A 12,142-nucleotide genomic window follows, 5' to 3' on the forward strand; every position below is an offset into this window, starting at 1 on the left:
TGTTAATTGTATTGACACCTCAAACATCCCAAAATCGAATCATCATTTAATTTACTACAACTTGGGGTGATGAGAGGCTGCCAACAGCAGCCTCTCATCACCCCTAACAATGATTATCATTTTTATTATCTGTATATTTTATTTTCTGGAAGTCCCTTAATAGATACTACCTCTGCATTTATTGATCAAGGTCTTACGTACTATACCAGAGACGACTCCGGTTCTCCGATCAAAAAGGCGATCGCCTCTTTCATTAAAAATAACTAGTGCATCCACTTAAGCATATTAACGCCAACTAATTGAAGATAAAACATCTCGTATTTCTACCATAATTATGTAGAAATACGAGATGTTTTATTTAAATTTATTAATATCAGTATTAATTACAGGTATGAATAGAAGAACTTATTGCTATTTAAAATTATTTAAATTAATTTTCAAGCATTTGATAAATCAGTATTATTCTGTATATATTATGACTTTACTTTGGGTATATTGAGGATAAGGAAAAGTTAGACAACTTCTACAGTACTTGCTTGATGTTGTTTAACTTTTCTCTACTAGCTTTGGCTGCTAAGTAATCCAGATTTGTTCTCTTAATGACAATAGAGAACCAATCGGGTAAAACCAAGCTGACTAAGTTCTGTTAAAGCTCTCATTTAACCCAACAACAGTTTACATTTTCTTAATTTATACACCATCTAAATCAGCTTTTTAACTGATTATTGCAGCAATAAAGCTGCTGTTACAAAAATTTTTCATTTATTTTGGGTTGAGATAACAATGTTAGTGATTTACAGTGGTGAGCGTGGTAGTGGCAGATAGAAGGAGTGTAGAGTTCTCCCTCGACTGTTTGCAAAAATTTTCTCGTCTTGTGCTCAAGAAAGTGACAGATCTTGTACTTAAGTCGGGAGATGAACTGAAATCGCGGCAATGACTTCGCTAATGGCACAATTGAATGGGATGAGTTCGACTTGACGAGTGCCCCCATGCCCATAAGTCAAACTCACGCTAAGATAGCTATCTGGCTTGTAGGGCAATCGTTCCGCCCATTCAACTGCCACAATTCCTGGTATTACCTCAAAACCTTCCCAGTAACTTTCTAAATTGAGGGCTACAACTTCTTGTGGTTCTAAGCGATATAAATCTAGGTGATAAAGGGGGAGGCGTCCTTCCGTGTACTCATTAATCAGCGTGAAAGTGGGGCTGACAATGGGTTCAGCAATTCCCAAACCTTTTCCAATGCCTTGAACTAGGGTAGTTTTACCAGCACCTAAATCACCTTCTAGTAAAATTACACTCCCAGGGGTCAGGGATTCACCGAGACTAATACCTAAGCGTAGCGTCGCCTCTGTATCTGCAAGAAAAATTTTCATAATTAGTTATTAGTCATAAGTCATTAGCCATTAGTCTAAACAAAGGACAAACGACTAATTTTCATCTTAAGTGATGACCTCTACCGTACCACCGCAATAACACTCGTGCTAATTTCTGCGGATTGTGACGGACAAAACCTGTTTCATCTTCATACAAAACATTAGCTGGAACAATCCGTCTCCCTAGCTGAGTTACGGCTTCTCTATCCAGGAAAACGGGATGGGAGTTTTGTTGAGCATAGCGGATGAGTGATTGCTCCGAAGGGGATTTTTTGTGTATTAGTACAGCATCGAATAGCCGCCTTTCCCCACAAGCAGCATCAATTGCTCTGATGTGATCGGCAACAGTGTAACCTTCAGTTTCTCCTGGTTGAGTCATTATATTGCAGATATAAATACGGGGGGCATCTGTTTGAGCGATCGCATCGGCAATTTCTGGTACTAATAAATTAGGAATCAGGCTTGTATAAAGGCTACCTGGGCCAATAATAATGTAATCAGCTTCTTTAAGTGCTTTAATAGCTGCTGGTACCGCCGGAGGATTATCGGGAATGCAACCAATTTTGACAATCTTACCGCCAGCTTTAGGAATGCTAGACTCGCCATCAATGCGGCGACCATCGGCTAATTCTGCCCAGAGGCGAACATCACTGAGAGTTGCTGGTAGTACTTGTCCCCGCACTGCTAGCACTTTGGAACTGGCTGCAACTGCTTGTTCTAAATCTCCAGTAATATCACTCATTGCCGTTAAAAACAAATTACCAAAACTGTGACCAGTTAACCCATCTCCAGCTCGAAAACGGTATTGAAACAATTCTGTTAATAACTTTTCTTCATCTGCTAGGGCAGCCAAACAATTGCGAATATCCCCTGGTGGTAACACTCCAAATTCTTGACGCAACCGCCCAGAAGATCCACCGTCATCGGCTACGGTGACAATAGCAGTAATATTAGCGCTGTAGGTTTTCAGTCCCCTCAACAACGTTGAAAGCCCCGTACCGCCACCAATTACCACTATTTTCGGGCCTCGGTACAATCGATGATGTGCCAGCAAAACATCGATAAGTTCTTCTCCGCCTTCTGCTCTTAGTACCTTAGTAATTGAGCCTACAGTGCGAGTTTGCCCCCAAAGCACTAAAAGCAAGCCGCCAAGTAGCACCAAAGGGCCACTGATATAGTTGGGTAAGATGTTGGTGATTACTCCCAGGAAACTTCTAACCAACTCGAACATCCAAAAAATTGGGGTCAGCTTAATCCAGATAGCTAACCCCAAACTCGCCAGCAGTACACCCCCAATACTGATCAACAGCCAGCGTTTTACCGATAGTCCAGGGGATAACCATTTGAACCACTGGTTAACCCGATAGGAAGTACGAGAACGCGACTGCTTTTGCAGGGCGTTGAGGGCTTGTCTGAGAAAACCAATTGACATACCTGATTTGGAGCAGTGCTACAAACAATAATTAACAGAAAATGTACACCACTTGGTTTAAAACACTAGGCGTGAAACTATTATATTTGTCAATCCCATTAGACTAAGAACAAGTGGTCAAGATTGCCAGTATTCCTAGTTAAACAATACCGTGCCTTGGTAAAAGTAAATTAATGGAAAAACGAATTTTAGGATTAGATCCAGGATTGGCAATTTTAGGATTTGGGGCAATTAGCTGCACACAAACTCCCAACAAGGTGCAACAGACTACAGTAAATATGCTGGACTTTGGAGTAATTAAAACGTCGGCAGATGTAGAAATGGGACAGCGTCTATGTACCTTGTTTGACGATTTACACACCGTGATGGAGGAATTTCAACCAGATTTAGTGGCGATCGAGAAACTATTCTTCTATCGTATGTCAAGTACAATCCTGGTTGCACAGGCGCGGGGTATAGTCATTTTGGTGTTGGGCCAGCGTCGTCTTCCCTATGTAGAATTTACTCCTGCTCAAATTAAACAAGCTTTAACGGGATATGGCAATGCTGATAAATCCGAAGTGCAAGAAGCGGTGGCGCGGGAGTTGGATTTAGATGAGATTCCCAAGCCAGATGATGCTGCGGATGCTTTAGCTGTAGCTTTGACGGCTTCTTATCAGCTATAGGTTTGTAAAACGAGAATAAATTTATTTAAAGTTTTTTCTAAATTGTACACAAGTATAAATACTTCAAACTTACTGTTTTAATTCTTTAATTATCGCCTGTAGCTCTTGGATAGCGATTGATTGCCTACTTGATGATCATTTCTACCAGTTCTTCCTTGACCAGCTGGTTGAGTTTTTTTCGATCTAGTTCTGGTCACAGGTCTTTGTTCATGATTGCGATACTCAACCCTTTTTGTGAATCTATACTTTGTATGGGAACGAGGAAAGCTTCATCAAGCTAGGTTTTTAGGACTTGTGTATACAAGGATATCAATAGCCAACTTTGAATGAGGTTGGGGAATCTCTTGTGCGTAAGTCCTACTAAAAAATTTGTAGTATCCTCTTGACATTATGTAAGTTTTGTATTACTTTTGTAGTATAAGGATAAAAGCCTCCTCAAAAGGCAAAATAAAAACCTCTTGGAACCTTGACATTTGCATAGATGCCACTTTTTGGGGATTAGTTTAGCAACTTCCTTCGGTAGTGCCCATTTTTGGGGCCGCGATTGGTGTTCGACTGCTCCGAAGCCAACAAACGGACGGTTGCAGGATTCGGGTTCAATTCCCGACGGCTCCACCAGACTCTACTTCGATTGAAGTTGCGTAGACGCTGAAAAGTCAGTTTCTCGGCAAATTGGATGACATTGCCTCAATAAGAGCATCGGCATGATTCAAACTTGGGTCTGTAGCTCTAATGGTAGAGTTCCCGGATATCACTTGTGCCCTGACAGAAAAAGCTTACATACTTGCTCAAAGGTAGAGCGATCGTCTCTAAAACGATAAGTGCAGGTTCAATTCCTGCGGTGTTACCACAGCTTTTTCAACTCGCACGAGGTGTGAGTGTAACTCTCACAGGGACGGTATCGGTTCAATCCCGATCAGATCCATTAATATCAATTCGTAATTAAAACAAGAGGTGATTGCAATGGTTCATATTCGATTTGAAGGACGTTCTGTTGATCTCCCAGAAACACAATTGGGAATTGCAGCAGGCATGAATGATGTGGCGGTGAAAGAGCGCGTTGCTCGGCATTTAGATGTGAATAGCGATCGCCTTTCTGCTTATGTAATCGATCGCCGTCCTAGTGGCGATTTGATCATTCGCCCTGAAGCTGTCTATGGTTAAGTTTCCTGGTCATCCGTGCCCCAACAGAAGAAGCATACATACACATTCATAACGGTCCTAAGGTAGTAAAGTTCGAGCAATCGAATAAGCGAAGCATGATTTCTAAGTCTCTCGCAGATTTAGCGTGCGTGCCCACTGCCAATATTTGGTAAGAGCGGCCGTAGCTGTAAAAAGCTTCTTGAACTTGCACGGAATGATTTAAGACTTAATTCCGCGCCCTAACTTGTAAAGCCTACACACACTATCCGGCAACGGATCGCAGGTACCCTACGGGAACGCTACGCGAACAAATCCTGTCGCTCCCTTTGATGGGAGCGTAGCCAAATTGGTATAGGCAATTGTGAAAACTGCTTTGCTAACTTGTGCGGAATTTCAATTATTTGAATTGTATTTATCTATAACCTTTACTCAATACGGAGGTGAGTTCAATGATGTTAGCTAACTCATGTTTAATAACAACTCAATTAGTACAACTGCATTTAAACAACGTGAGATATGAGCGAACATCGTTTGAGCGAGATTGTAATTGAGCGTCCTCGTGGTGGGAGGAGAATTAGCCTCAAAAAGGTGACTGGCTTTAAGAAGCAATTATACAAAATCACCCAGGATGCAATTCAGGATGGATTGTTGAATTCCTACCTGATTAAACCAATAAATAAATCCAAATATCTTTCAGACCATCTCGGCCCCTTGCGTCGGTTTTTGCGATCGCAAGTCGGACAGCCTTGGAATGAAGTTTACAGTCAACTGTGTCAACGACTAGATCCCAGCACAATGGCAGGACAGCATGTTATCGATCATGTGTGGGACTATGTTGAACGGCATGTGGAAATAATTGATGGTGGTTTTTATAGCAAGCCTTATCAGGGGTATCGAAATCAGCTAAATACAAGCCATCGCGATCGCTTCTATATCCATCCTGAAACTGGAATTCTTTGTGCAGCCGAGAAAATACCTCGAAAGCAGAAGCAAAAGCAGGAACAAACTGATATTGTCATCATTGATAATTATCATCAATACCAGAAGCTAAACGAGATTTGGTATTTCATTACCTTTGAAGATTTTCCACCGCCACCAACTCATTATGTGACGGATGTTGTCAAAGGGATAATTCATCGTTCTGCGGCAATGTATAAAGGTCGAATGATTTACGCTGTTAGGAAACAGCAGTGTAACAAGAAAGAAATTCGATTTATTTTAAATCAACTTTCTAAAACCTAAAATTTTCACTTCGTGCCCTAACTGAAAAAGCTTACATACTAGCCGAATGGTAAGGCACTTGACTGAAGATCAAGCAACTACGGGTTCAAATCCCGTGTGTGAATCAACAGCTTTTTCGACTTGTACGAAGCGATATTATTTCATTTCAATATGGAGGTGAGTCCGATGAAAAAGATTAATTCTTTCAACATCGAGCCTGAAGATTTCGACGAATTTGACGATTTCTGCTTTTGAACCTTTGAGCAAACGTCGTCGTGGCTTCCCATCTGAAAAAGCTGTTAAACGTGGCCATCGCCTTGTTCATGGTGACAAGGAACTACAAGAAAAGCTTGGTAACAATGATCTTTGTCTTTGTGGTTCTGGTCGCTGCTTTCAAAAAGTGCTGTCGCAATAGTGGCAGATATGATGGCAGCTTACGCAGCTACTACTTTTAGGGAGTAGTACTAACGATTTCGATACTTTACATCAAAACTGGCAGTTGTTGCCGCGCCCCGATCGCAGAAGCTTACATAACTCTGCACAAGTTATACACAATGCTTCTACAACTTGCGCGGTGATATCACCTCGCGTGCAACATCTGCCTCCTCATCCATCACAATTAGAGGAGGTTCATAATGAATACCGCAGAACGTGACCTGCGTTTGGAAATGCTCAACAGTTTGCTCACAACTCCTCATCGCAAGCTTGAGCAAGTCGCAGAAATTCATCAGTTAATTGTTGAACTCGATCCCATCTTCTACGGACACCTGGCAGTTTGGTATCAGCGTCATGGTGATGTCCGCGACCACAAGGAAGTGTTTATTGCTCACTTGCTAACTAGCAATCTGACTGAACACCGAGATGCTGGATTTATGATGCTGCAAGAGTTTCCACCCTATCAGGTGGCTCGTGTGGTGGACTTCATGAAGCAGCAGCAAAATAAACTGCCTCGTTCGGCTCGGACTGCGGTACGGCGTTACTTGAAAACACGGGAGAGCAATCCGGCTCTATTCGATCGCGCTGCTCTGCGAGGTCGTAAAGCAATGAAGCACTTATATGCTTCGCTGCACATCAAGCCAAATGAGCGGGCAAATGCGATTCTATTCCGCGATACTCCTCCAGAAGGTTCCTTAGCAAATGTGCTGAAGCAGCTTGCTAAGGCTGAAAATGCCGCAGAACAGGCACGGCTGATTGTGGAGTTCAAAATTCCATACACGATCGCAATTGGTGCGATCAAGCAACTTACACCAGTTGTATTGGTGGCGTTAATCAATAGCATGTCTCCACAAGAAGCGATCAACAACCTCAAGTCTCTCCAGACTAGAGGTGCAATGGATCACCCAGAAGTTAAGAAGTTGATTGATTCCAAGCTGGAATCAGCTTCTAAGAGTGGGCGTGTTTCAGCACTCAAAGCACAGATTGCCACAGACGCGGGAGACTTTGACGCAGACACCGTTGCCCAACTGGAAAAGGTGACAAACGAACAGGTGAAACGGCGTGGTGCGATCGCTCGTCCAACTGCTTTATTGGTGGACAAGTCTGGTTCAATGGAAAATGCGATCGCGATCGGTAAGCAACTCGCTGCGCTAATCTCTGGTATCACCAAGGCAGAACTGTTTGTCTACGCCTTTGACACCATTCCTTACGCTATTACAGCAAAGGGCAAGGAGTTGACCGACTGGGAGCGTGCCTTCCAGCACATCAATGCAGGCGGTGGTACTAGCATCGGCTGTGCATTGGAAGCAATGCGGAAGAAGAAGCAGGTAGTTGACCAAATCATCTTGGTGACGGATGAGGGCGAAAATGCGGCTCCTTACTTCGGTGAAGTTTACAAGAACTACTGCCGGGAGTTGGCGATAATGCCCAATGTGGTGATTGTCCGTGTGGGTACTCATTACAACTGGGTGGAGAGTCAACTGAAGCAGCAGCAAGCACCTGTAGAGACGTTCACTTTCGCGGGTGACTACTACAGTTTGCCGAACATCGTCCCACTCTTGACGCGCCCCTCTCGTCTGGATTTGCTGATGGAGATTCTGGATATGCCGTTGCCTGTAAGAGAGGATAAGTGAGGTTAAAACATGGCATTGGTCATTCAATAAATTTGTGATCAGTGCCATTTCTAATCTTGCTAGTGTCATTCAATATAGAATAATGTCTACCAATTTCCTAACTTTCCTAATTCTCTCTTGTCTAAGTTCGGGAGCTATATGAGTTCACCTCCATTCAAATGTCTATTCTGCTTATCCACGAAAGGGCCTTTTCAACGTGTTGAGCATCCTATACCAGAGTCTTTGGGTAATGATGAATTAACCCTTCCACCAGGTTTTGTTTGTGATCCTTGTAATCAATACTTTGGAGCAAAAGTCGAAAATTTTGTAATTAATGCTCCTCCTTTTGGTGTCGAAAGAGTGAGATGTGATGTCAAGACAAAAAAGGGAAAACATCCTCATTTCAAGGCTCTTCCTCACATTGAATTACATACAACTCCTTTTAAAAACCAAGTAGTTTTACTAGCTTCTCCTGATTATTGGTCTTTTCTTCAGAATTCATCACATTTATTACTTCCATATTCTCTAACAGATGACTGTCTGTTGGCTAGATTTCTTCTGAAAATCGGTCTAGGACTTCTACTTTCCAGTAATGATTGCGATCCGTATAGTTCTCAGTTTGATACAGCAAGAAAATATGCTCGTTCTCCAGCATCAAAAGCCTTATGGCAGATAGGGTATGGAACCTACCCATTCTCGGAGGAGCTAGTTATTTCTGAGCATGAAGATGAAATTAGCTCGATTTTGACTGAACAACTTTATCAATATGAGATAGGAGTAATGGCTAATAAAGAAGTAGTATTCAGCTTTATGTATCGAACGCACTACTTTGCGTGCAATCTTTCTCAACCATCAATTGAGGAGTATACCTCAAGTTTCAATTTACTCAATGAAATGAAACTAAGCATTATTAATGCAAAGAATATTTAACAAGGTAGTTCTGCAAGAGGCACAAAATTGTACTTAACATTCAAAATTAAGCGATCATTCAACTCAAATGAGGTGATAGAGCTACATGGAGAAGGTATGTAAACTAACAACAATCGCTCTACTCCAAAATCTCTCATTTCATCTCTTTCAATTTTATGTAGTATAATGTATTATAGTAATATCCTGCGTGCCCCAACTCTTGGAGCCTACATACTAGTACGAGAGGAAAAGTAACACTGCCAAATGCAGTGGGCGTGTGTGAACGGGGAGTGCGAAGAACCTGGGAGGTAGGCTTAAAAGTAGCCATCCTTGAAAGAGTGTATAACAACTCACCAGCGGAGTCCCTTTAGTAACTGAGAACACGCAATGCTCCACCAACTTGCACGCAGGAATTGTACTAATTTCTAAGTAAAAAGCTATCGATTAACAAAATGAAAATTAATTTCAAGGCTTTGACTTTAATACTTCTATAGCTTTAAATCCTTCTATAGTCTGGCCTAAAAATATCATGGGAATAGCCAAGCCAAACGGTTTACCTGTTTGAATCAAATTGTAAATAGCAGTTAAAACATTTAGCGACATCAATCCTACTGCAATACCTAGTGCAATTTTTGATTTACGTTGCACAAAAGAACCTAGAACTAGATAGAGTAAACCAAAAAATAAAAAACCAATTCCCAATATTAGATAATCAGGCAATCGATTGCCAGCAACAAAGAATATTATGCTTAGAAAAATACACAAAACTCCAATTGCGTAAACTGCACGGTAAGCAGATGCTAACTTTTTTCGGGATTCTGATATTTGTTGTATTTGGGTAGTCATTATTTTTCTATTTTTTTGGGTTGATTGAACATAAAATATGTTTTTTTATATACTCAATTACTAGCAATAATCTTGAGTAATTATGCGTAAAGAGAGATAATGATGACTGACATCCATAAGCTAATCAACCAAATTGCGATCGCACAAGCACAATTGTCTGCTAACCAATTCATTGCCCCCTGCGTCAAAGGTGGACGAGTTCGCACACGGCTAGCCGGAATGGTCTACACCTTCAGCCCAAAGGCTAGTAAATTTGAAGGTTGGGGCATCTTTCAGGCTGTGGATGAAAAAACAGCAACGGTTATAGAAGAAGCAGACTTACCCCAAATTGCGGAATACCTGCAACACTTTTCCCAAATACGCCTGCGGTTAGCACACCAACTGCGGGGACAAAGTTGGTTAGCATACCCGGTTAATGAAGTAGATATGCGTCAACGGTTAAAGGTAGTTAAGCCGATCGCAGTCCACTTAGTTACCGAGGGCGTTACCTTTGAGCAAATCATTGCCCGATGGAATGGACATTCATGCTGGTTTGAGGAAGTCGATCGCCGTACCGATCCGGCAATTTCTGAAACTCTGCAATCTGCCGTCAAGCAACTCATTGCTGCTGAAGAATTACAGTTTAAGGGTATCACTCCAGAAATCCGCACAGTGTATGAATTAGCAACTCGGCGCATTGAGGGATTCACTCAACCCCAACAGGATGAAAAGCGATTGAGAAAGGCTTTGCAAATGGGTGGCGGTGAATTAAATCAATTCCACGATCGCAACGATTACTGGACAGTCGATTGGACAACTGCTGATGGTGTTCGCCATAGTAGTGCGATCGCTAAAACTGATTTGACTGTTGTCAGTTCTGGCATTTGCCTAAGTGGACGCGATCGCGATTTTGACTTGCAATCCTTAGTGGGTGTGATGGAACAACAAGAGTAGTGAGAACAATGAGTATCTTTTTTCACGAACGGCTTTACCGCAGCAATGCTGTGATGGCAAAACTAAAAAATTATCCTGTAACTATTTGTGGCGCTGGAGCATTAGGAGCTAACATTGCGGAAAACTTAGCTCGGTCTGGTTTTGATAAACTTACAGTCATAGATCGCGATCGCATTGAAGAGCGTAATCTTTCGACTCAGCCTTACTACCGTTCTGATGTTGGAGCGTTTAAGGCGAAAATCTTGGCAAACAATTTATATCGAGCAATTGGTACTAAAGTTGATGCCAAAACAAAGGAGTTGACACCAGCAAATACAACTCAACTACTCAAAGACAGCCAGCTAATTGTCGATGTTTTTGACAATAGCGTGGCACGTCAAGCAGTGAAAGATTATGCTGAACAATTAGGCATTCCTTGTCTTCATGCTGGGCTAGCAGCAGATTATGCAGAAGTGATTTGGAATGACGTTTATCGCGTTCCTTCTGAGGTTAATGATGATGTCTGTGATTATCCATTGACACGAAACCTGGTGATGTTAACCGTTGCTGTGGCGTGTGAAGCGATTATCTCATTCATTGCAACAGTAGAACAGCGTAACTTCACCATCACCCTAAAGGATTTGACTGTTCAATCTCTGTTTTTATAGGTTGGTAGACGCTCTTAGCAGCTTGTCGCAGACATCGCCCATCAGAATTTATTTTTTAACTGTCTTCTTAACTGTCTTATCTGTCATTGCATTTTCTTGCCGATGGCGAGAAAATACAAACGCGGCAGTCAAAAAGATTTGCCAACAATGCAATCATCTCAATAGACTCTATTATTTTTGAGGATCAAAATCATGAGTTCACTCAATCAAAGGCAAAGCTATGTGCTAACACAAGGTCAAGGCATTCATCTATCTGCCAATCCCATTCAAACCGAAAAATTTTTGATTCAAAAGACCCTACGGAATGGTGGAAAAATCCGTTTCAAAATTCGCTATTCCGCTGAATTACAGGGTTTCTGCCTGCTAGAAGTTTTTCTGATGAGAGCACACAACAGAACACAAACTGCTAGTATGACTATCCCTAATAGCGGTTCAACAGCTAATGTTCAAGAACAAGAGCGAGAATTTAATATTTGGGAGCCAGGAGATTATTACTTTTTTTTCAAAATGTCTTCCAATACTTCCAATAATGGAACATTTTATATCGAAGATTATCAGCTTTATTGGTCAGCTAGTTAATTATTTCTCGCTGGAAATACCAAAATCAGCAGGTCTCAACTCTAGTAAAATAAAGGCGTAGATCGCCATGATTCAGGATTAAAAAAGGCTTTTTATGTGGCTTATAGACCAAAACACTGTACCTCACCAACTTAACAATCCACTATAAAAAGCTCATGCTCAAGAGAAGTTGGAGCGGGAGCATCCCAATTTTGCAAAAATAAGCGAAGAAACATTATTCGCGATGGAAACTCGCGAATAATGTGGGAATTCAATCTTGTGGCTCTTCCTCTTCTTGCTCAGATCCAGAACTAATATCTAGTAGACAATCATCAAGTGCATGAATTATTCTCTGTATCTCATC

12 protein-coding genes, 1 tRNA gene and 1 other RNA gene are annotated in these 12,142 nt (G+C 41.6%); 11 read left to right on the forward strand and 3 right to left on the reverse strand.

All coding sequences use genetic code 11. The features are described from left to right. Nucleotides 1-902: 902 nt before the first annotated feature. Together tsaE and RM347_RS34840 are read right to left on the reverse strand one after the other, a co-directional pair. Nucleotides 903-1,376, reverse strand: coding sequence for a tRNA (adenosine(37)-N6)-threonylcarbamoyltransferase complex ATPase subunit type 1 TsaE (gene tsaE / locus RM347_RS34835; RefSeq protein WP_322718814.1), 474 nt, complete (start codon nt 1,374-1,376; stop codon nt 903-905). Between the two features lie 61 nt (nt 1,377-1,437). Further along, a complete protein-coding gene (locus tag RM347_RS34840) occupies nt 1,438-2,808 on the reverse strand; it encodes a gluconeogenesis factor YvcK family protein (RefSeq protein ID WP_322718813.1) in 1,371 nt (456 codons plus the stop codon). Between the two features lie 173 nt (nt 2,809-2,981). Here RM347_RS34840 and ruvC point away from each other — a divergent pair, with 173 nt between their 5' ends. From ruvC to RM347_RS34880, 8 genes are all read left to right on the forward strand, one after another. Continuing rightward, nucleotides 2,982-3,473 carry a crossover junction endodeoxyribonuclease RuvC gene (ruvC, locus tag RM347_RS34845; RefSeq protein WP_322718812.1) on the forward strand — a complete coding sequence of 164 codons (492 nt, stop codon included), beginning with the start codon at nt 2,982-2,984 and terminating at the stop codon, nt 3,471-3,473. A 534-nt stretch (nt 3,474-4,007) separates the two neighbouring features. After that, nucleotides 4,008-4,091: a transfer-messenger RNA gene (ssrA, locus tag RM347_RS34850) on the forward strand. A 345-nt stretch (nt 4,092-4,436) separates the two neighbouring features. Further along, entirely contained in the window at nt 4,437-4,637 is a 201-nt protein-coding gene (locus RM347_RS34855; protein ID WP_322718811.1) for a hypothetical protein, read from the forward strand. 495 nt (nt 4,638-5,132) lie between these two features. After that, a complete protein-coding gene (locus tag RM347_RS34860) occupies nt 5,133-5,858 on the forward strand; it encodes a hypothetical protein (protein ID WP_322718810.1) in 726 nt (241 codons plus the stop codon). Nucleotides 5,859-5,890: 32 nt separating this feature from the next. Further along, a tRNA-Phe gene (locus RM347_RS34865) sits at nt 5,891-5,959 on the forward strand. A gap of 113 nt (nt 5,960-6,072) precedes the next feature. Continuing rightward, nucleotides 6,073-6,252, forward strand: a complete 180-nt coding sequence (locus RM347_RS34870) for a hypothetical protein (protein ID WP_322718809.1) — start codon at nt 6,073-6,075, stop codon at nt 6,250-6,252. 220 nt (nt 6,253-6,472) lie between these two features. Continuing rightward, on the forward strand, nt 6,473-7,906 hold the full coding sequence (locus RM347_RS34875; protein WP_322718808.1) for a vWA domain-containing protein: 1,434 nt from the start codon (nt 6,473-6,475) through the stop codon (nt 7,904-7,906). A 138-nt stretch (nt 7,907-8,044) separates the two neighbouring features. Further along, on the forward strand, nt 8,045-8,815 hold the full coding sequence (locus RM347_RS34880) for an HNH endonuclease (RefSeq protein WP_322718807.1): 771 nt from the start codon (nt 8,045-8,047) through the stop codon (nt 8,813-8,815). 444 nt (nt 8,816-9,259) lie between these two features. Here RM347_RS34880 and RM347_RS34885 read toward each other — a convergent pair whose 3' ends face one another. Continuing rightward, on the reverse strand, nt 9,260-9,640 hold the full coding sequence (locus RM347_RS34885; protein WP_322718806.1) for a hypothetical protein: 381 nt from the start codon (nt 9,638-9,640) through the stop codon (nt 9,260-9,262). Nucleotides 9,641-9,742: 102 nt separating this feature from the next. Between RM347_RS34885 and RM347_RS34890 the strand changes: the two genes are divergently transcribed. The 3 genes from RM347_RS34890 (at nt 9,743) to RM347_RS34900 (ending at nt 11,799) form a co-directional block, all read left to right on the forward strand. Further along, on the forward strand, nt 9,743-10,573 hold the full coding sequence (locus tag RM347_RS34890; protein ID WP_322718816.1) for a hypothetical protein: 831 nt from the start codon (nt 9,743-9,745) through the stop codon (nt 10,571-10,573). Nucleotides 10,574-10,581: 8 nt separating this feature from the next. Beyond that, on the forward strand, nt 10,582-11,220 hold the full coding sequence (locus tag RM347_RS34895; RefSeq protein WP_322718805.1) for a HesA/MoeB/ThiF family protein: 639 nt from the start codon (nt 10,582-10,584) through the stop codon (nt 11,218-11,220). Nucleotides 11,221-11,412: 192 nt separating this feature from the next. Continuing rightward, nucleotides 11,413-11,799, forward strand: a complete 387-nt coding sequence (locus RM347_RS34900; protein ID WP_322718804.1) for a hypothetical protein — start codon at nt 11,413-11,415, stop codon at nt 11,797-11,799. Nucleotides 11,800-12,142: the final 343 nt, after the last annotated feature.

This window comes from Nostoc sp. ChiQUE02 (genome assembly GCF_034531305.2).
In the GTDB taxonomy this organism is placed as follows: Bacteria; Cyanobacteriota; Cyanobacteriia; order Cyanobacteriales; family Nostocaceae; genus Nostoc.